At 32.8% G+C, this 22,226-nt stretch carries 17 protein-coding genes; 8 read left to right on the forward strand and 9 right to left on the reverse strand.

The window, feature by feature from the left end:
- Positions 1 to 174 precede the first annotated feature (174 nt).
- The 3 genes from ACE94K_RS14870 to ACE94K_RS14880 are packed head-to-tail and all read left to right on the forward strand — an operon-like array spanning position 175 to position 3,065.
- Positions 175 to 1,224 (forward strand): DUF3667 domain-containing protein, encoded by a 1,050-nt coding sequence (locus ACE94K_RS14870; protein WP_378173846.1) that lies wholly within the window; start codon positions 175 to 177, stop codon positions 1,222 to 1,224.
- A 21-nt stretch (positions 1,225 to 1,245) separates the two neighbouring features.
- On the forward strand, positions 1,246 to 2,808 hold the full coding sequence (locus ACE94K_RS14875; RefSeq protein WP_378173849.1) for a YdiU family protein: 1,563 nt from the start codon (positions 1,246 to 1,248) through the stop codon (positions 2,806 to 2,808).
- Between the two features lie 8 nt (positions 2,809 to 2,816).
- Entirely contained in the window at positions 2,817 to 3,065 is a 249-nt protein-coding gene (locus tag ACE94K_RS14880) for a peptide methionine sulfoxide reductase (RefSeq protein WP_378173852.1), read from the forward strand.
- A 59-nt stretch (positions 3,066 to 3,124) separates the two neighbouring features.
- Here the strand turns inward: ACE94K_RS14880 and ACE94K_RS14885 are convergent, their stop codons facing one another.
- The 4 genes from ACE94K_RS14885 to ACE94K_RS14900 all read right to left on the reverse strand — a co-directional run bounded on the left by ACE94K_RS14885 (position 3,125) and on the right by ACE94K_RS14900 (position 8,903).
- Positions 3,125 to 5,317, reverse strand: a complete 2,193-nt coding sequence (locus ACE94K_RS14885) for an acylase (protein ID WP_378173854.1) — start codon at positions 5,315 to 5,317, stop codon at positions 3,125 to 3,127.
- Between the two features lie 36 nt (positions 5,318 to 5,353).
- On the reverse strand, positions 5,354 to 6,235 hold the full coding sequence (locus ACE94K_RS14890; RefSeq protein WP_378173857.1) for a LamG-like jellyroll fold domain-containing protein: 882 nt from the start codon (positions 6,233 to 6,235) through the stop codon (positions 5,354 to 5,356).
- A gap of 121 nt (positions 6,236 to 6,356) precedes the next feature.
- On the reverse strand, positions 6,357 to 7,904 hold the full coding sequence (locus ACE94K_RS14895) for a hypothetical protein (RefSeq protein WP_378173861.1): 1,548 nt from the start codon (positions 7,902 to 7,904) through the stop codon (positions 6,357 to 6,359).
- Positions 7,905 to 8,039: 135 nt separating this feature from the next.
- Positions 8,040 to 8,903 carry an ABC transporter ATP-binding protein gene (locus ACE94K_RS14900; RefSeq protein ID WP_378173864.1) on the reverse strand — a complete coding sequence of 288 codons (864 nt, stop codon included), beginning with the start codon at positions 8,901 to 8,903 and terminating at the stop codon, positions 8,040 to 8,042.
- A 353-nt stretch (positions 8,904 to 9,256) separates the two neighbouring features.
- Between ACE94K_RS14900 and ACE94K_RS14905 the strand changes: the two genes are divergently transcribed.
- Together ACE94K_RS14905 and ACE94K_RS14910 are read left to right on the forward strand one after the other, a co-directional pair.
- Entirely contained in the window at positions 9,257 to 10,234 is a 978-nt protein-coding gene (locus ACE94K_RS14905; RefSeq protein WP_378173867.1) for a sensor histidine kinase, read from the forward strand.
- Positions 10,235 to 10,942: a LytR/AlgR family response regulator transcription factor gene (locus ACE94K_RS14910; protein WP_378173870.1), complete on the forward strand. Its 708-nt coding sequence runs from the start codon at positions 10,235 to 10,237 to the stop codon at positions 10,940 to 10,942.
- 17 nt (positions 10,943 to 10,959) lie between these two features.
- On the opposite strand, the gene ACE94K_RS14915 is transcribed toward ACE94K_RS14910, so the two are convergent.
- Together ACE94K_RS14915 and ACE94K_RS14920 are read right to left on the reverse strand one after the other, a co-directional pair.
- A complete protein-coding gene (locus ACE94K_RS14915) occupies positions 10,960 to 11,658 on the reverse strand; it encodes a LytR/AlgR family response regulator transcription factor (protein ID WP_378173872.1) in 699 nt (232 codons plus the stop codon).
- On the reverse strand, positions 11,655 to 12,449 hold the full coding sequence (locus tag ACE94K_RS14920) for a sensor histidine kinase (protein WP_378173875.1): 795 nt from the start codon (positions 12,447 to 12,449) through the stop codon (positions 11,655 to 11,657). Before ACE94K_RS14920 ends, ACE94K_RS14915 begins: the two co-directional genes overlap by 4 nt.
- A gap of 210 nt (positions 12,450 to 12,659) precedes the next feature.
- Between ACE94K_RS14920 and ACE94K_RS14925 the strand changes: the two genes are divergently transcribed.
- The 3 genes from ACE94K_RS14925 (at position 12,660) to ACE94K_RS14935 (ending at position 19,336) form a co-directional block, all read left to right on the forward strand.
- Positions 12,660 to 13,529 carry an ABC transporter ATP-binding protein gene (locus ACE94K_RS14925; RefSeq protein WP_378173878.1) on the forward strand — a complete coding sequence of 290 codons (870 nt, stop codon included), beginning with the start codon at positions 12,660 to 12,662 and terminating at the stop codon, positions 13,527 to 13,529.
- Between the two features lie 10 nt (positions 13,530 to 13,539).
- Positions 13,540 to 16,863 carry a M1 family aminopeptidase gene (locus ACE94K_RS14930; RefSeq protein WP_378173881.1) on the forward strand — a complete coding sequence of 1,108 codons (3,324 nt, stop codon included), beginning with the start codon at positions 13,540 to 13,542 and terminating at the stop codon, positions 16,861 to 16,863.
- A gap of 292 nt (positions 16,864 to 17,155) precedes the next feature.
- Positions 17,156 to 19,336, forward strand: coding sequence for a S9 family peptidase (locus tag ACE94K_RS14935; RefSeq protein WP_378173884.1), 2,181 nt, complete (start codon positions 17,156 to 17,158; stop codon positions 19,334 to 19,336).
- Positions 19,337 to 19,390: 54 nt separating this feature from the next.
- On the opposite strand, the gene ACE94K_RS14940 is transcribed toward ACE94K_RS14935, so the two are convergent.
- From ACE94K_RS14940 to ACE94K_RS14950, 3 genes are all read right to left on the reverse strand, one after another.
- Positions 19,391 to 20,221, reverse strand: a complete 831-nt coding sequence (locus tag ACE94K_RS14940) for an alpha/beta fold hydrolase (RefSeq protein ID WP_378173887.1) — start codon at positions 20,219 to 20,221, stop codon at positions 19,391 to 19,393.
- 104 nt (positions 20,222 to 20,325) lie between these two features.
- Positions 20,326 to 20,541, reverse strand: coding sequence for a hypothetical protein (locus ACE94K_RS14945; RefSeq protein ID WP_378173890.1), 216 nt, complete (start codon positions 20,539 to 20,541; stop codon positions 20,326 to 20,328).
- A 166-nt stretch (positions 20,542 to 20,707) separates the two neighbouring features.
- Positions 20,708 to 21,868, reverse strand: coding sequence for an iron-containing alcohol dehydrogenase (locus ACE94K_RS14950; RefSeq protein WP_378173893.1), 1,161 nt, complete (start codon positions 21,866 to 21,868; stop codon positions 20,708 to 20,710).
- Between the last annotated feature and the right edge of the window lie 358 nt (positions 21,869 to 22,226).

The following is a 22,226-nucleotide window of genomic DNA, read 5'->3' on the forward strand; positions in this document are numbered from 1 at the left end:
AATTTGATTTTGCCAAAAATACATGATTTTGTGTGTGATTTTGTTAAGTGATTGCAAAAATAGCCCCACAAGTATTTTAATGTAAGGACATTGATGGGAGATTAGGCGTAAACCTTGATAAATAGATCAAATTATATTTGTAATTTCGTTACATAAGGGTAATAAATAGGTAAGATGTCGGGAATCGATACATGTAAAAATTGTGAAAAGTCATTTGATGAGTCTTTTGATTATTGTCCTTATTGTGGACAAGAAACCGCTGATAAACTAACCTTTGGTGTATTGTTTAGTAATACGATTAGTAATTATTTTTCTATCGATGCACGTTTTTTTAGAAGTTTTATTCCATTAATGACGAAACCAGGTGTTTTAGCAAGACGTTTTGTAGATGGGAAACGTCTTTCTTATTTGCATCCGGCGCAGTTTTATCTTTTTATATCGGTAGTATTCTTTTTTTCTTTTTCTTTTAGCGTCAGGAAGGCAGATGATACGCTAAATCAAACCTTTAAAAAAGGATTTGACAGAGAAATTAAGCTTGATTCATTAGGATTGATGAAGGATTCTATTGGTATAGCAAGAGCTAGAGAAGCGATAAAAGCGAATGCAGCACTTGCCAAAATATCCGAAGAAGATATGAAAGTTATTGACTCTGTAATGTCTGCAGAACAAAACGCTCCCGAACTTTCTTTTAATTTTAATCGTAGGGTATTAGACTCTCTCATTTCTAATAATGCTTCAGAAGCTGAGAAGTTGAAGGCTATGGGACTGGAGAAGGATGATAGCGCTATTACCAAAAAGTTTTATACGCAGATTCTTAAGTTCTATGAAAAGAAAGGAGGTGGTATTCTTAAAACATTGTATGATACTATCCCTATAACGATGTTTTTGATGCTACCTTTGTTTGCCTTTATTTTAAAAATTTTTTATTGGGGAAGAGGTGCTTTTGCACATCATATGGTATTCAGTTTTTATTTTTTTACTTTTATTTTTACTTCTCTGTGTATTTTGATATTAGGAAACGCGTTGATAGATATTCCAATTTGGTTGAAGACAATTTTCTATCTTTCGTTTATCTTATATCTGATACTGGCTTTTCGAAATTTTTATAAAAGTAATTGGATATCGGCTTTTTTCAAAGCAAATTTAGTTTCCTTTGTCTATATGATGTTTATAGTGCCCATTGCATTTGTAGGAGTGATGATTGTTTCTATTTTCTTATATTAAATTCAATACACGAAGTCTAAAATGAAACTTACGATCCAAAATACATTTTCTGAGGAACTACCCGCGGATCCAATTGAAGAGAATACTCGCAGACAAGTTAGAAATGCTTGTTTTTCTTATGTGAATCCAAAAAAGACTTCTAATCCCAAAATACTACACGTTTCTAAAGAAATGATGCAAGAATTAGGACTTTCTGAAAGAGATGTTCAATCTGATAAGTTTCTGAAAATAATGACAGGTAATGAAGTGTTGGATAACACAAGACCGTATGCAATGCATTATGGAGGACATCAATTTGGAAACTGGGCCGGGCAGCTTGGAGACGGGCGTGCAATTAATTTAGCAGAAATTGTGCATAATTCTAAACGTTGGGCAATTCAACTAAAAGGTGCGGGAGAAACTCCATATTCACGAAGTGCAGATGGATTAGCTGTTTTACGATCCTCTATAAGGGAGTATTTGTGTAGTGAAGCCATGTATCATTTACAAGTTCCTACAACGCGAGCATTATCTCTTGCAATCACCGGAGATATGGTGTTAAGGGATATTATGTATAATGGTAATGCAGCTTACGAAAAAGGAGCTATCGTATGTAGAGTAGCACCTTCTTTTATTCGATTTGGTAATTTCGAAATTCTGGCTGCTTACGGTGATCATAACAATTTAAAATTGTTGACGGATTACACCATAAAACATTTCTTCCCGGAAATAAAAAACACCGGAAAAGATGCTTACGTATCACTTTTGTCAGAAGTTAGTAAGAGGAGTTTAAAAATGGTGATTGATTGGCAGCGTGTAGGTTTTGTGCACGGGGTTATGAATACAGATAATATGTCTATTCTAGGATTAACCATTGATTATGGACCGTATGGTTGGTTAGAAGGGTTTGATACGGGGTGGACTCCTAATACTACTGATCGTCAATTTAAACGTTACCGGTATGGAACACAACCGGAAATTGTTCTTTGGAATCTCTATCAACTAGCAAATGCTCTATACCCTTTAATTGAAGAGGTAGATCCATTAGAAAAAGTATTAGAAGACTATCAAAATTCTTATAAAATTGAATACATCGATATGATGTTTTCTAAAATAGGTGTTTTTTCAAAGTCCAAAAAAGATCATCTTTTCATCAAAGATTTTGAAGAACTATTACAACTTACCGAAACTGATATGACCATTTTTTTTAGGAACCTTGCTAATTATAAAAAAGGATTTCCTGAAAAAGGGTTACAAACTGTGAAAGAAGCATTTTATAGTCCTGATGATTTAAAAGATCATTTACTAGAACGTTGGAATGTCTGGTTTGCTAAATATGATGATAGATTGAAGGAAGAGTTAATGACTGATGAAGAGCGAAAGAAAAAAATGAATACTGTGAATCCAAAATACGTTCTTAGAAATTATATGGCACAGTTAGCAATTGATGAAGCTGATGAAGGTAATTATAAGTTGATAGACGAATTGTATCAATTGTTGAAAAAACCATACGATGATCAACCAGAGCATCAAAAATGGTTTGCAAAACGACCAGAATGGGCAAGAAATAAAGTAGGGTGTTCGATGTTGTCTTGTAGTTCCTGATAAGAGATATGTTACTAGATACTATCAAAAATATTCCCAACGGGTATTCTGAAGGAATATATAATCAAGCAAAATATAGTATTACCAAAGAAACCTATAACAACGGTAGGTCATTTAAGATATACGCCAAAGAATTGCAAGGAAATGATTTCATTAGTCTAAACTACTATGTAACATCTGCCTCAGAGCTATTAAAACCTTGTGAAATGCCAGCACAAAAAGTTATAGACTTCTTAGCAAACATCCAGTTGCTGTGATTTTTTTTTAACACGATTTACAGGTTTTTATGTTTTTTTATTTAAAGCGTTTGTTTAACTTATTGCTCTCCAGGATGATATGTTTTTTTAGCGCGTTTTAGCACATCTTCTTTATAATAAGCCGCTTCTTTAAATTGCACATCCACGTATGGTTGTATTTGATCATTAAAATGTGGAGAATTTGGATTACCACTTTGACCGCCTGCCAAACTGGTTTTGGCCTTCACTTTATCTCCAAATTCTACAACAGCAACAAAGCTATTACCTCTGGTTCCATAAATTTTCTTGGTATTGTTTGTATATCGGGCACCATATGCCGCTAAGGCTCCCCAACGACCTGACGCAAATCCAACGGCAGTACTAGGCTTATCATCATCAAAGGGTTGTCTGATATCTCCATTAATACGCTGAAAACGATTTACTTCTCCCCATGAAAGAATACCTCCAAAATCTTCCTTCAGCTGTTGTAAAGTTTCTTTAAAAATGGCAATTCTTTCTTCTAAAGGAGATTGTGTACCAAAGTAGGTGAGAAGTTCCATATCACTGATACCTTCTTCGGGTCTTTTTCCTTTTTTGGCATAATTAGTTCCATAAAAATGAGCCAATGTCATGGCTTTGGATTCTTTAGAAGTTCTGTAGTCCCAATTGCGGAGGATTTCTATAGTACTTTCCAATTCTTTAGTTCTGTCTATTTTATCATAGGCCTCTACCAATCCCGGAATTAACTTAGCAAATGCTGGCAGATATGGATCGTATGCTAATGAAACAAGACTGTCTAGAGTATAATCCTTTTTGTTTCTTAATAGTTCAATAGCGTGAACTCCTCTAAAGTTCTCTCGGTCTATTGACATATATTTTGGATACTCTTCTTTTTTAGGACTGAATTCTAACGCTGCAGTGTAAGGTGTAGAATTACAGTTTTGTATCCATCCATTTTTTGGATTTAGAAGAGTTATTGCTTCGTCAACAGAATGTAAACCCTTCCAGTCAGTATTCGGGTTACTACCATCCACAGGTTTTGTATAATCAAATGATACATCTCTTACCGGAATGAAGTTGCCATGAAAATACGCTATATTTCCTTCGGCATCAGCATAGACCGTATTGTTAGAAGAATTTGTTTTTATATCCATCATTGCACGAAATCCTTTGTAACCGTCTTGTTTTGTTCGGATATAAGATTGTTCTAATGCTTTTACAGGCTCCCACATAAGGGCAGTAGCGACCCATTTTCCGTCCTTTAGATGTGTAATAGGTCCGTGATGTGTGCGATAGGCAGGAAAAGTTTTTTCTTTTAATTCATTTCCTTCTTTATATTTTAATGTAACATCATACTGTTCGATAGGACGTAATTCATCACCGTATTGATACATTGGTTTTCCTTCTTTCTCGGTAGTTGTTTCGATAAATTCGTCAATAACATCGGTATATGTAGAGGTATGCATCCAACCTGTCTTTTCATTAAAACCTTGATACACAAAAAACTGTCCCCAAGTCACTGCTCCATACGCGTTCAATCCTTCTTCACTTACCACATGAACTTCTCCTCTGAAATAGAAAGAAGTATGCGGATTGATCAATAACATAGCATTACCGGACTGCGTGAGCGATCCGGAAATAGCAATTCCGTTAGAGCCTTGTGGTTCAAGCATTTCTTTTTCTTTCTTAATTGTTACTTCATCTGCTAATGGCATTTCCATGCCATTTTCGTACATCGCTTTTATTTTACGTGTAGAAACCCGCTCTATATCTCCGCCAATAGAGCCTTCGCTAAAATACATAGGCATCCAGGGTTCAAAATGAGTAAGTAATTTTGGTGTTACTTCGGGATGTGTTTTTAGATAGTAGTTGATACCATCTGCAAAAGCAATACATAAGTCTTTAAGCCATTTTGGACTCTTTTCATAATTAGCAATTGCTTCTTCTTTTGTCATAAATAATTTTGCGCGGAGATCACTGTACAACGCTTCCTCTCCTTCGATTTCCGCCAGACGACCTATTGCCCAAATGTAGTTTTGTTCAACACGGTTAAAGTCGTCTTCACATTGTGCATAGAGTAAACCAAAAACAGCATCTGCGTCGGTTTTTCCGTAAATATGAGGTACGCCAAAATCATCTCTAATAATTGTAGTGTTGCGTGCATGAGTTTCCCATCTTTGTTCTTCTTCACTGATTTCTACTTTTGTTTCAGTTTTACAAGAAAATAGGAGGAAAGCGGTAATGCCGGCAAATATGATTTTAAAACGCATCATAGTTTTAATTTTATAGTGTATAAAGTAACTGAGTTTTTATTTTAGAAGGGTATGAACTCCGTTTTCTAATGTATATAGTGTGGTAATTTCTTTTTGACTAAGATCTCTATCATAAATAGATAGTTCGTCCATTAATCCTATGTATCCTAATCCCAGGTAAATATTGGATTTATCTAGTTCCCAGGTAAAAGGATCAGAAATTCCTTTTCTATTACCTTTTAATTGACCGTTTATATACAACGAAGTTTCTCCTTTGTTTGTGTTTAGATTCTTGAAATTGATGAGAATGTGTGTCCAGGAACCTTTTTGGAAAGGAGGTTCGGCAACTGGTATTAACTGACTAATAAAATCCTTATCGTCGTTGTCAGACACCGTTGTATCTTTTTTCCAGGTAGTTTTATCACCAATAACACCAAGCCTAAAATCACGCGGATTTTCTTTTGTAAAATCTACCCAAATAGAAGCATCATTATAGCTAACATCGGTGATCTGAATTGGATCGCAATATCCAGGTTTTAAATCAGTAGCGGGATCAAGATTTAGCCAAAAGGAAATAGCTCCGTTCCATTTTTCTTTGCTGTAGATAATATTATTCTTGCTAGTATAGTAAATATAACCTTTATTATTCGAGTTATAGTGCAGAGCATCTCCTTTCAGTCCATTTGCTTTAGAAATACTAATTCCTTCTTTGTGTAGACCAACCTTAGCAGAGTCTCTTGCATTACGAGATGGTACTGTATATAATTGAGGATCCCCTAATGCAAAATCTGCATTTACACCATTGTCGAAAGAAGCGTAAAAGGTCAGTGCTTCTTTTAAGTCCTTATTAGTGGTATCCGACCCACAAGAGATTACAAAGGAAGATATAAAAATATACCAGTATACTTGTAGAAAAGTATTAAGTTTTAATGATATCATGAGATGATTTGTGTTAGCTATTGAGGATATAAATATATAAAAATAAAACCCACCAAATTGTAAGGCGGGTGATTGAAACTATAGTTTTAAATAAACTTTATGATATTATATTTACCAATTTTCAGCTCCTTAATTGGTGCCTTCTCACAACAAATCCTATTATTCCTAAAACAATGATTGTGATGATTAATAAAAGCGTATAATTAGAACCGTGTGATAATCCACCAAAATAGTCTGCAAAAAGAATTTTGTAGATATTGCAGTAGGTAATCAGAAAAAAAATAATCTCAAATAGTTTTTTTCCGTTAGTAAGTATTCCTAAAGTAGCAGCCAATAAAACAATAAACACTGCTCCCAATACCAGATGCGCTATAGATTGTAACTCTAGAGTGATTGATAATCTAAGTATTAGTGGAAGAGCTAAAAATAACATCAAAATTATTCCTGCAATTATTTGGGATGCTAATAATCTGCGTAATGGCATATATGAAGTGAACGTAAAATGCTGAACTCCGTAAAATACTTCTTTTGATGATATCTCTGAAAGCCTTTGAACTTGTAAAAACCATAGTACCGGAAGAACAATGGAGAACGCAATTTTTATATGAATTATGCCCAGCAATACCATCCCGATTAAGTTAATGATCCATAACCATTTTTTACCTGTTCTTAAGAGCATTAAGATTTCGGTGTTTACTAATGTTAGAATACCATAGTTTGGTTTCGATTTTTGCAAACTGGAAATGAGAATTTGTTTACTATTGTTTTTTTGTAATGGTTTAGGAATAGATCGTACAATTCTAGATTTCTCTTTTATAGCGAAACGATGAAAAAATGGTGAAATCAATCTTATGAGTAAGATTCCCAGAAAAATCCACACGATACGACTCACTATAAAAATCGTAGGAAATGTTATTCCGTTAAATTCAAACTTCTTTGTTTCCTTAATATTACCAAGGACATATCCTATATTGAGTTCAGTTTCTTTTTCAGTTTGTAAAATATCGCGAACACTTTGTTCTAAATGGTGCATCACTATTTTAGTTCCGAAAGGGTCTAGTGAAAATTCGATTTCCTCGGTAGCTGTGGTTATCATCAATCCGGAAAATAAAAAGAAGAATCCAATATTTTGAATTACAGAATAGTTTTTAAATATTACCTCAAAAACCACGGCCAATACAGCAATAAAAAACATAGCCGGAATGGGAATCAATAGATATGGTATTATAAATTGTGATAGTATAAAAGGAGATTCTTCATTGTATAAAAAGAAAAGTAGTATACTCATTATAAAAACAATAACTACAATGGTTGATAATACTAAAAAATTACTAAAAACTTTAGAGAATAAGTATCTAAAATTAGAGACAGGAGTAGCCGCAGTAATTTGTCCAATCTTTGTTATTTGATCTGTTTTAATTCCACTGTTAACCAGATAAAAACCAGCCAGAGATAAAAATATACTTGTCATTATTGCTGTGACATAACCAAACCAACCAGCATTGTAATATCCTACGTGATCTGCAATCCTTATCGTTGAATATGAAGCATTAGGCTCTGGTACAAAAGTATAGGCCATTGCTAAACTAATACACAAGGTCACCAGGAAGCTATAACTTCTGGTTCTTTGTAAATAATCGTATTTGGTGGTAGATAAAAATGATTTCATAATAGATAGTATTAGTAAGCATAATAGACTCCGACATGTAGCTTTTTGAGGAAAACCAGAACAGCAATTATAAATAGTGTTGTTACAACTGATATTCCTGCAATTGTCTTTTTGTTTGTTAAATTTTTCATTGTTTTAATTTGTTTTAGTTAAGAATAAATATGCGTCTTCTAGATTTGCTTGCTGTGGAATAGAATGTTCTACTGGAGTTTCTGAAATGTATCGGACACTCATCAGTTCTCCATTTCTCGATGTGTTTACCACAATTTGATTGTTTTTAAAGTCATCTAATTGCTTTTTATCGATGATTACTTCAAAAACTTTTTGATTTACTATTTGTATTATCTCCTCTCGATTTCCTTGAGAGATTAAAGAACCGTTTTTCATTATTACCACTTTATCAGCTATCGTATCAATATCAGAAACGATATGAGATGACAAAATCACGATACAATCCTGTGCCAAATCCGAAATTAAATTCCTGAAACGTACACGCTCTTCGGGATCCAGTCCTACGGTAGGTTCATCAAAAATTAGAATTTTTGGATCATTCAGAAGTGCTTGTGCAATTCCTACTCTTTGTTTCATTCCTCCGGAGTAGCTTCCAATTGGTTTTTTTGCTGCATTCATAAGATTTAGACCATCCAGTAGGTATTCTATTTTATTGGTAAGATTCGGTCCACCAATACCTTTTAAAGCCGCCATATATTTGAGGAATTCGTAGGCATTAAGGTTAGGGTATACACCAAAATCTTGAGGCAAAAAACCTAATTGCTTCCTCATATAATTAGCATCTTTAACTACATTATTTTTATTGAGAATTATGGTGCCTTGCGTTGGTTTGCTAAAGGTGGCGATCATTTTAAGAAGTGTTGATTTTCCGGCTCCGTTAGGTCCTAATAAACCTAATATTCCTGTTTCGATGCTTATAGAAAAGTCCTTTAATCCGTATTTATTTCTGTTATATTTTTTTGAAACGTTATTAATTTCTAATATCATGAATAAGTTTTTTAAGTTTCTATGGTCAACCTTTCAATTTCTGTTATTAAATAGCTCCGCAATACTTTATTACCCTATGTGATACATTGAATAATATAGATTGTTAACAGTATTACAAGTTTGAGTAAAGCTTTCATAAATATGATTTTATAGTTTGTTGGATCAAAACTCACTAAATTCAGTTTCATCATGAAAAAAAAATGATAAACGACAGGAATTAGATGATTAGGGTAAAAAAGTTCATTTAACCCGAAAAACAATTCGTTCAGATCAAAATATTGTATTTATGTCATGAAAAAGTGTGTAATCACTTGATAAAATCTATTTTTGATCATAATCTAGAATATAATCGTATGTCAAAACTCGATACTTGGATCGATAATAAGTGGTTGCAAAATGTGGTAATATGGCTATTTTTATTATTCATATTTTTAATGGTCGTTCAAGCGGAGAATAGGTTCCTTACTTCTTTAGCCTTTATCGCATTTATCATGCCTCCAATTTATATCAGCAATCTTAAGATTTTGCCATTATTCTTTAGTAAACATAAGGTGTTAGGAGTGATTTTATTTCTTCTTAATATGATGTTTTTTACAATTCTAGGTGTAATTCTATTAAGTAATTTTTTTAATAATTTTCAATGGAAAATGTTCTTGAATGTTTTTGGAGCTATTTTATTAGTGATACTTTTTGGTACCGCCCTTAAACTTGCCAGAGATAGTTTTTTTAGGCGTCAAGAAGAAAAAGAAGCTGAGTTAAAACTTCTGAAAGCACAATTAAATCCTCATTTTCTATTCAATACATTAAATAATTTATATGGACTCTCTGTGGTGAAATCAGAAAAACTACCAGATCTAATGCTTAAACTTTCTGATTTATTGAGATATAGCTTATATGAAACTAAAGAAATGTTTGTTTATATAGAAAAGGAAATCAAGTATCTCGAGAATTATATCTCTCTGGAAAAAATACGATTGGAAGACAAAGCAGACATTCAATTAAACGTGAGTGGTAATACCTCCGGAAAAAAAATTGCTCCTATGTTATTTATTGTATTTGTAGAGAATTCATTCAAGCATTTGGGAACGATAGAGAGTTCTAAGAGTAAGGTTGCAGTGAATATTGAAATACGAGATGAGAAACTTGTTTTTAGTTGTATGAATACCATTGATACCCTTGAAACCGAAAATAACAATCTGGAAAAAGGAAAAAGCGGTATTGGGTTACAAAACGCTAAAAAACGACTAGATTTGATGTATCCTGATAAATACCAGTTAGAAATTGATAAATCTGGTGATTCATATCGGGTAGAATTAATACTTAATTTTTAAATGAAGGTAGTACGATGTTTAATAGCCGACGACGAACCTATTGCTCGACAGATTATTGAAAATTACTGTAAAGAAATACCATACTTAGAAGTGGTAGCTAGCTGTAAGAATGCTTTTGAAGTTATGGGATTTTTACAACAAAATACCGTAGATCTGATGTTTTTAGACATTAATATGCCTAAACTTTCTGGGATAGGCTTATTGAAAACCTTACAGCAAAAACCGTATGTAATTATCACTACTGCTTATCCTGAATACGCAGTAGAAAGTTTTGAGTTATCGGTGCTTGATTATTTGTTAAAACCATTTTCCTTGGAACGGTTTTTACAAGCGGTTTCAAAAATTCAGCAAAAATCGACCGCACCTGCAAACCCTGTGGTTATAGCAAAGAAGAAAAGTCCACAATCCATTTATGTCAAAAGCGATAAAAAAATTATCAAACTAGATTTAGAGACCATAAATTATATAGAAGCATACGGAAATTATATTAAAATCTATACAGATCAAATGATTCTAACTCCTGTCACACTATCAGATTTTCTAGAGAAATTATCCAATAATTTTATAAGAATACATAAGTCTTTTGTAGTCAATTTCAACAAACTGAAGTTGATAGATGGAAATCAAATGGTATTACAAAATGACAGTAAACTACCGATCAGTAAATCTTATAGGAAATTAATACTTAATAAAATTGACGAGGCTTGAAACGTGTAACCTTTCAACTATTTTAACAAATATGTTACGTTAATTTTATAAGTAGTTCCTATTGGTATAATATGATCAGCGATCAATATTCTATTCCCTTCGATACTTTTTATATGCTTTTTAGCTACGGCAAATGATTTATGAACCTGGATAAAATCATCGCTGGGCAGTGTTTCTAATAAATCTGTTATCTTATCTCTTACGGTAATTGTTTGCTTAATGGTAACTACTTTTATGTAGTTTCCTGCTGATTCTAAATATTGAATATCACCAAGGAAAACTTGTGTATATTTTTTATTACTTTTTAGAAAAACACTTCGTTCTTCTATTTCTTTCGGTAAGATAGATAAAGAAGTCGTTTTTGTAGTAGCTGCTACCGCTTTATTTACCGCTTTTAGAAAACGTTCTAAACTAAAAGGTTTCAATAAATAGTCGGTTATGTTCAGATCATAACCTTCTAATGCATACTCACTATACGCGGTAGTAACAATTACTTTTGGTGGTGAAGGAAGTGTTTTTAGAAAATCAAACCCTTTAAGTTGAGGCATATTAATATCCAGAAAAATTATGTCTACAGCATTAGAGTTTACATATTCAAATGCTTCTAGAGCATCATAGCAATTCTTCACTAACTTCATATTTGGTAAAAGGTCACAATAACGTTTAATGATACCGTGTGCAATATGCTCATCGTCTACAATTATATATTTGATCATATCTGCTCTATAATTAATCGTGCTTTATATATATCTTTTGCTGTATCAAAAGACAAGGAATGTTTCTTTGGATATACCAATTCTAGTCTTCTTTTTAAATTTTTTAAACCAATTCCTGCACTTTTAGTAGTTTCAGTACTGTCAAAATTGTTTTCAATTTCAAAAATGATTTTTTTAGTATTAGCGGTTAGTTTTAATCGAATAAAAGCATTTGTTCTTAGATTTTCTAATCCATGTTTAAATGCGTTTTCCAGTAATATAATAAAGCATAAGGGCATTATTTTACTCTTAGGGTCTTTAATATCATAATGGAATTGAATATCTGTCTTTTTATGATAACGCATTTTATGGAGCTCTATGTAATTCTGAAGGTATTGAATTTCTTTATCAATAGTAACAAAATCTTGTTCACCTTCGTAAATACTATATCGCATCATATCAGATAATTTCAGTATTAGCTCTTGCGCTTTTGTATGGTCTTCTTCTACCAAACCATATAAATTATTTAAAGTATTAAAAAAGAAATGAGGGCTTACCTGACTTTTTAAGTGTAATAGCTCCATATTGTTCTTTTCCTTTTTATGTTTCAGAACTGATTTTATCTGCCTAAATAACCATCTAGCCGCCCAATAAATCAATAAACTCCAATATATAAACGCGAGTATTGAAAATAAAGGTTCTATGTCATCTATTTGCTCAATATATATCAAGAAAATGCCCATAAATAGAGCAAAAATCCAGTATTTAAAAGAATAGATGAGTGATTTATGGTTGTTGAAATTAAATGCCATATTCAATATTACTTAAATAAAGTATATCAACCAAAGAAGTTGATGTACACAACTGATCTCTGTACAAACTATATAAATTCAGGGATGAAATCACTAATCACTTACAGGTCCTATGTCTATACCTGTTTATATCCTATTGGTCACTATAATTTAGATGTGTAATGACTAGTTACTACGTTTGATTAAGTAATCATAAAAAAAACGGGCAGTATGAAATTAATCATTAATAATTTGTCAAAAACATATGCTAACAATACCAGAGCATTACAAAATGTAACACTTAATATTTCCACTGGAATGTTTGGGTTGCTGGGACCTAATGGAGCAGGGAAATCTACTTTAATGCGTACCATCGCTACATTGCAGGATGCTGACAATGGTTCAATAACCTTTGATAATATCGATCTAATTAAAGAAAAATTCGCAATTCGAAAAGTTCTAGGATATCTTCCTCAAGAGTTTGGTTTGTATCCTAAAGTATCCGCAGAATTCCTGCTAAGTCATTTAGCTGTTCTAAAGGGCTTATCAAACAAAAAACAACGAAATGAAGTAGTTCGTGCACTATTACATAAAACAAATCTTTACGAACATAGAAAGAAAAATCTTGGTGGTTTTTCTGGTGGAATGAAACAACGTTTTGGTATTGCGCAGGCATTACTAAATGACCCCAAATTATTGATTGTTGATGAACCCACTGCTGGATTAGATCCGGCAGAACGTAACCGATTCTATAATTTATTAAGTGAAATTGGTGAAAACACCGTGGTTATCCTGTCTACGCATATTGTAGATGATGTAAAAGAATTATGTACTAATATGGCAATTATCAACGAGGGACAAGTAGTAATGCAAGGAAAACCTCTAGAATTAATTGAAAGCGTAGAAGGTAAAGTGTATCAGAAAACTATTCATAAAAATGAATTGGATGACTATAAAAAACAGTACAATGTTATTCACGAAAAATTATTTCTAGGAAAGCCCATTATTCATATTCTTAGTGATGATAACCCAAAAGATGGATTCGAACGAATAGGAGCCGAAATAGAAGACGTGTATTTCTCCCAGATTACTAATAATTAAAATAATAGCAATGTGGTACGAAATATTCAAATTTGAATTAAAATATAGAGCTAAACGTCCAGAGACATATGTTTTCTTTCTTCTTCTTTTTCTATTTTCATTGGTTGGAATTGATTTTATTTTTCAGGGAGTAGAAATGGGTATGATGAGAAAAAATGCACCTTTGGTTATATCAAAAACTATGGGTGCAATTACAGGTGTTTTTATGATTTTGGTATCAATGATTATGGGGGTTCCCATACTTCGTGATTTTCAGTATAACGTAGCTTCGGTAATTCTAGTAAACCCTATAAAAAAACGAGATTATATATTAGGAAAGTTTTTAGGTTCATTTACAATATTACTTTTCATTTTTAGTGCTGTCCTCTTAGGTATGATGGCAGGAGAGTATTTACCTTGGCAAAAAGATCTGTTGCCGTTTAACCCATTGGTTTATCTACAATCCTTTTTCGTGATAGTTGTTCCCATACTATTTTTTGGAGCTTGTCTCTTCTTTGTAACGGGAATGATAAGTAAAAAACTTTTAGTGGTTTATACCCAAGGTATATTCGTATTCGTTGTTTTTTTACTAACTAAAGCTATAAAAAATGAATATATACAGGCGATTTTGGATCCTTTTTCATTAACGACTATGACCAAAATGTCAAAGAATTGGTCTATCACAGAACGTAACTCACTAGTAATCAATTTGCACGATGTGATGTTGTATAATAAGTTATTTTGGAGTGCTTTGGGACTCATTATCTTAATCATTGGTTATCGTAAATTTTCTATTAGTAGTATTTCCAAAACATTAAAAATTAAGAAGATAAAAGGATCTATCCATAAGGAAATATCTCCCAAAATTCAATATACTATTCCAAAAGTTCATATACGTGATAATTTCAAAACACATTGCATTCAGTTATATGAGCTTTCAAAGTTTTATACCATTTCATTGCTTAGGGAAACTTCATTTTGGGCCATCGTTATTTGTGGGATGATTATCATTTTAATTAACTCAGTGAGTTTAGGTACCGTCTATGGAGTGGATAGTTATCCAGCAACATATTTTGTGGTAGAGGAATTGCAAGAAATGTCTCTCTATTTCTTCATAATCATTATTGTTTTTTATTCAGGAGAGCTTATTTGGAAAGAAAGAAATTCGAAGGTGAATTTGATATATGATGCAACATTTATTTCTGATATCAATTCCTTGATGAGTAAGTTTATTGCGCTTATAAGTATTTATGTAGTACTAATGATATGTTTGATAGTGGCAGGAATACTATTTCAAATTGCAAGTGGTTATTATGTTTTTGAACCTAAAGTTTACTTTTTCGGATTTTTCTTAGAAATATTACCATTTTTAATCTTATACACATTTATAGCATTTTTTTTCCAGGCAATTAGCAATAACAAGTTTGTTGGAATGCTGCTGTTATTGTTGTTTTTTATTCTGAATGTTAGTTCAGAATATCTAGGACTTCAGCATAGTTTATTAAAATTTGGAGGTAAAACCTTAGGAACCTATTCAAGTATGAATGGGTATGGTCATTTTTTAAAACCATATTTATGGGTAAAATCCTATTGGTTGATATTTGGCACTTTGTTATTCATAGTTAGCGCTCTAATCTTGGTCCGAGGTACAGAAAAAAATCTTTTTATAAGATTTAAAACTGTCAGGAATCGTCTGACTCAGCCTGTTAAACGGTTTATAATCTTCGCAAGTATCCTATTTGTAATTATCGGTCTGTATATCTTTTATAACATCAATATACTGAATGATTATTGGACCAATTCAGAAGAAATTGTTTTTCGTGCGAAGTACGAAAAAATACTAAAACGCTTTGAATATGTAGCACAACCTAAGATAACTACTGTGAACCTGCAAATTGAACTTTACCCCAATACCCGATCCTATGTTATAAAAGGTTATTATACACTAAAGAATACATTGAATGAGCCATTAAAAGATATTCACATTCAGAAAAAAATAGCATCGCACATCGTACTGGATAATGTGACTTTCGAAAGAAATGCTGTCATAAATAACACATATAAAGAATTTGATTACACCATTTATAGTTTATCTGAAGAATTACAACCAGGGGATTCTATTAGAATGAATTTTACACAATCTTATATCCCAAAAGGGTTTGAAGATGAACATTCTGATACTCAAATAGTGTATAATGGTACTTTTTTCAATAATCAGGAATTTCCAACTATAGGTTATAACAAGAAATACGAACTACGAAATAATGATGATCGAAAAAAACAAGGACTGGAATCCAGATTGAACAAGGCTAGGAGAGAGGAGCAACTAGAATTAACCAGTGCTATTTCTGGTGGTGATTCTAATGGAATTACTTTTGAGGCTTTAATAGGCACAGAAAAAAATCAAAAAGCAATCACTTCCGGTAGACTCATTAAAGAATGGAAAAATAATGATCGTAACTATTTTCATTATAAAATGAATCAACCTATGATCAATTTTTATGCTATAGTTTCTGCAGATTATGAAATTAAAAATGATATCTGGAAACCACCCTCAGATGTTTTAGGTAAACCTGTGATCCTTGAAATATACCACCATAAAACCCATAATGATAATTTAAATAGGATGATAGCGTCTATGAAGGCATCTTTAGATTATTATAGTTCCAATTTTAGTCCGTATCAGTATCAACAACTACGCATTATGGAATTTCCAAGGTATGCCACATTTGCGCAATCATTTCCAAACACCATTCCCTTTTCTGAGTCAATAGGGTTTGTATTGGATATTGATGATAAAAAGGATGTAGATATGGTATTTTATGTTACGGCGCACGAAGTGGCGCATCAATGGTTTGGTATGCAAGTAGAAGCAGCAAATGTAAAAGGTCGCCATATGATTCTAGAAACCTTATCACAATATGCAGCCTTGATGGTACTTAAAAAACACTACTCGGAAGAAAAGGTATTGCAGTTTTTAGAATTTCAAAAAGACGTTTATAACAAGGATAAAAGGAAATCCATAATCAAAGAACCTTCACTCACATTGGTAGAAAATCAAGATTATATATATTATAGTAAAGGGGCGCTTGCCATGTATGCTTTACAGGAAGAAATAGGAGAAGACAAGGTCAATATAGCATTGAAGCGCTTTATTGATGATTGGAAGAGTTATCAAGGGGAAATTAAAAAAGACGTAGATCAATATGCCACGACAAAAGACCTGATACGGTATTTTAGAGATGTAACACCAGATAACTTAGACTATATAATTACCGACTTGTTTGAATCCGTTACAAATCCTTTATGTAAAATTACAGAATACACTTATTATAGTTCAAAAAATGATAGATAAATTAGGTGTTTAAAGAAAATACTTTTTTGAATTACAAAAGATATAGAACCATTTCCTAAACCGGTAGAAAGAAATAAGTGCTAATATTCGATCATCATTCACAGTTTAATTAAATGATTGACTTAATATTAAATATATAAAAGTTCGTTTAAGATGTTAATTATGTATTTCTAATATGAATGCAGGACAAAAAATCAATTCAATGTATCGCAGTTTTAATAAAAGATGTTTATCTCAAATATTACATGTATTTTAGAGCTAATATTTTCAACAAAATCAATACTTTCTATATATGAAAACAAACATCATCAATCTACTTCTTCTTGTGTCTTTGCTATTTGCGGCTTGTAAAACTGACAAAGAAGAAAAATCATTATCAAAACCATACGAATCATTAGAAGCTCCGGTTGCAAAGAAAATACCTGAAGAATTGGTAGCGCACGGTGACACACGGATAGATAACTATTTCTGGATGCGACTAAGCGATGACCAAAAAAATGCAGAAACACCTGATGCACAAACACAGGATGTATTAGATTATCTAAATGCAGAAAATGACTACACAGAGGCTGCGATGAGACATACCGATAGTCTGCAGCAAAAATTATTTGATGAAATCGTTGGCCGAATTAAAAAAGACGATTCTTCTGTTCCTTATAATGATAATGGATATTCCTACTACACACGTTTTGAAAAGGGAATGGACTATGCGTTATATTGTCGAAAAAAGTTAGAAGAAAATGCAACAGAAGAAATTATGCTTAATGGTCCGGAAATGGCAAAAGGACTAGCCTATTTTTCATTAGGAGGCAGATCTGTTAGTCCTGATAATAAAATATTGGCATACGGTATCGATACGGTCTCAAGACGACGTTATACCGTTTATTTTAAAAATTTACAAACTGATGAACTGCTATCCGATAAATTGGTAAATACCACCGGAAGCATAGCCTGGGCAAATGATAACAAAACTGTTTTTTATACTTCAAAAGATTCTGTCACGCTAAGAGCTAATAAAATTTATAAGCACGTACTAGGAACAGATCAATCAAAAGATGAATTGATTTTTAATGAAGAAGACGATACATTTAGCACCTTTGTTTATAAATCTAGATCAGATAAATATATCATAAGTGGAAGTTATCAAACATTATCTACAGAATATAGATATTTGGATGCCAATACACCAAATGGTGAATGGAAGGTCATACAGCCCAGAGAAAGAGATTTAGAATACAGTATTGCGCATTTTGGTGATCATTTTTACATTAGTACAAATCTGGATGCAAAAAACTTTAAGTTAGTAAAAACTCCTGTAACAGCCACGACCAAAGAGAATTGGGTAGATGTAATACCTCACAGAGATGATATATTACTACAAGACTTCACGGTTTTCAAAGATCATTTGGTTCTTAGCGAGAGAAAAGATGGTTTAAGCACCATTCGTGTTATGAAATGGAATGGAGATGATGATCATTACATTTCTTTTAATGATCCTGCTTATTTGACATATCCTACCACCAATCTCGACTTTGATACCAATATTTTGCGTTATAGTTATACTTCTTTAACAACTCCGAGCAGTGTTATAGACTATAATATGGATACAAAGGAGCAAACGATTTTGAAAGAGCAAGAAGTTCTAGATCCTAATTTTTCAAAAGATAATTATGTTTCAGAACGTTTGTATGCAACCGCCAGAGATGGTGTAAAAGTTCCTATTTCTTTAGTTTATAAAAAGGGAACACAAAGAAGTGCTAGTACTCCTTTATTGTTATACTCATATGGTTCTTATGGTAGTAGTACAGAACCTTATTTTAGTGCTACCAGGCTTAGTTTATTAGATCGTGGTTTTGTGTTTGCTATGGCTCACATCAGAGGAGGACAAGAAATGGGGAGGTATTGGTATGAAGATGGTAAACTTTTAAAAAAGAAGAACACATTCACAGATTTTATAGATGCTGGAGAATTTTTAGTCAAAAATGGTTACACCAGCCCGGATCATTTATATGCAATGGGCGGAAGTGCTGGTGGTCTGTTAATGGGTGCGGTATTAAATATGAAGCCTGAACTTTGGAATGGAGTAGTGGCTGCCGTTCCATTCGTGGATGTTGTTTCTACAATGATGGATGAAACCATCCCGTTAACGACATTCGAATTTGATGAGTGGGGAAATCCTAAGAACAAAGAATATTATGATTACATGAAATCATACTCACCATATGATAATGTAACAGCTCAAGAATATCCAAATATATTAATCACTACAGGATATTGGGACAGCCAAGTACAGTATTGGGAACCTGCAAAATGGATTGCCAAACTGAGAGATGTAAAAACAGACAATAATCTATTAATTATGGATTGTGATATGGAGACTGGTCATGGTGGTGCTTCCGGACGTTTTGAACGCTATAAAATTACAGCTTTAGAATATGCCTTTATGCTGGATTTAGAAGGGATAACACAATAAGTAGGATTTTATGTCGAAAAAGAAAAAAGCCAGGTAATTAACCTGGCTTTTGCATTAGGATTTTAGGAAATCTAAGAGTATTTTATTGAGCTCATCTTTATGAGTTATGTTTAGACCGTGTGGCCCATCTTTAATAACTTGATACGTATTATTTTTAATTCGCTCTGCGGCTTGATCACCAGATGTTGCCTTTGGTACAATATGATCAGCATCACCATGTACAATTAATGTAGGTACATCAACATTTTCTAATTCTGCTCTAAAATCTGTTTCTGCCCAAGCTAAGGCAGCTTGTATCGTTGCTATAGGAGAAGCGTGAGAAGCAATAGTCCAGTCATAATGTAATTGAGCAGAGCTCACAGTTTCATTATCTTCACTGTAGTTGTAAAAATTTTTATGAAAACCTTCTAAAAATCCAACTCTATCTTCTTGGAGGGCGTTAATAATTCCTCTAAGATCTTTTTGTGGAACTCCGTCAGGATTGTCTTCTTTTTGTGGAACTAGCGGTATAATAGAACTAATCAAAGCAGCTTTTGCAATATTTTTTGTTCCATAATCTGTGCAATATCTTACTACTTCGCCACCACCCATAGAAAAACCAACAATAATTACATCTTTAAGTTCTAATTGAGTAATAATCTCGTGTAAATCTGATGCTAAAGTAGAATAATCGTAAGATCTATAAGGGCTCGAAGAATTTCCGAAACCTCTACGGTCATAGGCAATACATCTATAACCTGCGTCTACTATCGCCCAGGTCTGTTGCTCCCAGGCACGGTGACTTAATGGCCATCCATGAATTAAAATAACAGGTTGTCCTTGTCCATAATCTTCGAAAAATATATCTACGTTTTGAGTTTTTGTTTTGTGTGTTAAAAATGGCATATAATTGTGTTTTTAATTAATTATAAAGATTTGTTTGGATATTAAAAGTCTGAAGAGTGTTCTAGATTTTCATTATCCGAACTACCTTGACTATATAATTGATTTTATTCATCGGTAAGTTTCATCTTTGCATCTTTAGGCAAAGTTCTTCCAGGAACATCAAGTTCTTTTCCGGCAAAGTCGACTGGTTTTTCTCTATTTTTTAGAAATGCATCTCTGCCCTCATCAGATCTAAGATGTTCTATCTTTTCACCCAAGGCTTGTTTATCATTTTCGGTGATGTCTGAATTGTACATTGTATTGTTTTTCTTCTTTTCCATAATTCTTATTTTTTTATAAATAACTTTTACTAAAGAAACATAAATCAAAAATTTTCAATTATCTCAATCCATATATTTTGTTGTTCATACGCTCAAAAAAGTAATAAAGAAAATAAAAGGCCCTATGAAAGACTTCATAGGGCCATTAATAAATAATATTTTAGGTTTAATATGCCATTTCTACAATTTCAGCAGCTATTTCTGGAGTAATATCCTGATGTTCACCTAAAGCAGTCATTCCGTGATCGGTAAGATTTTTTGCTACTTTTTTAGAAAACCCTTCATAGTCATCTGTATAATCTCTTAATCGTGTATCAATCCCAAGGGATTGATAAAACTCTTCGGTTTTCTTAATTGCTTCTCTGGCTTTATCTTCTACAGTTCCTTCTGTGATATTAAAAATGCGCTCTGCATATTGTGCTAATTTCTCTTTTTTCTGATCGAACTTCTTTGTGTAGGCACTAGGTAAAATTACTGCAAGGGTTCTTGCGTGATCAATTCCATAAAACGCAGTAAGTTCGTGCGCTATCATATGTACGCTCCAATCTGTAGGTACACCTTTTTGAATATACCCATTAAGTGCCATGGTACAGCACCACATAAAATTGGATGCTGCCTTATAATCGCTAGGGTCTTTCATGACGGCAGGTGCGATTTCTATCAATGTCTGCAAGATGCCCTCAGAGAAACGATCCTGAAGCGGCGCATCTGCTGGATAAGTCATGTATTGTTCTAACACATGGGTATATGCATCAGCTACACCATTAGCTAATTGTCTCTTTGGAATACTGTGCACCACGGTAGGGTCACAAATTGAAAATTCCGGAAACAATCCAGGGCCTCCCATTGCCATTTTTTCATTGGTTTCTGATCTGCTTACCACGGCACCACTGTTCATTTCGCTTCCTGTTGCTGGTAGCGTTAATACTGTTCCAAACGGTAATCCCTTTAATGTTCTAATTCTCTTAGCTAGAATATCCCAGGGATTATCACCATCATAAAGCGCTGCAGATGACAAAAACTTGGTTCCATCAATTACAGAACCTCCGCCAACAGCAAGCATATACTCAATATTTTCTTTTTTAATAATCTCAAGAGCTTTTAACAAGGTTGTATATTCGGGATTGGCTTCAATACCACCAAACTCTACCACAGTATGATCTTTTAACGCAGTTACGACCTGATCATAAACACCATTTTTTTTAATACTGCCTCCTCCGTAGAGCATTAAAACTTTTTTATCCTTTGGTACTTCTGTAGACAGTTTCTCTATTTGACCCTTGCCAAAAATCATTTTAGTTGGGACATATAATTCAAAATTTCTCATTGTGTTATATTTTTTTAGGATGGATTAAACTTTGTTTTACATTTGAATAACAAATTTTATAATAAATAGGCTTTTAATAGTTGATCTATGATAAGAAAAACTAAAATCTTCATTATTCCGCATTCGGAATAATATTTTTAATCATAAAATAAGAATTTAAATGAATGTATTCAGTCTTTACTGTATTTTAAACAAATATTAACGCTATTTGATAGAAATCCATAATAAATCAAAGTCATACTATATATAGTAAAATCAACATAACTATTTATCAATCAATAAATTGAAAATATGCTTAATTTTTAATATATTAATGTATTCATAGAACATAGAAAGCTTCTTCCTTGTAGGTATTCCG

This window comes from Aquimarina besae (genome assembly GCF_042434905.1).
In the GTDB taxonomy this organism is placed as follows: Bacteria; Bacteroidota; Bacteroidia; order Flavobacteriales; family Flavobacteriaceae; genus Aquimarina.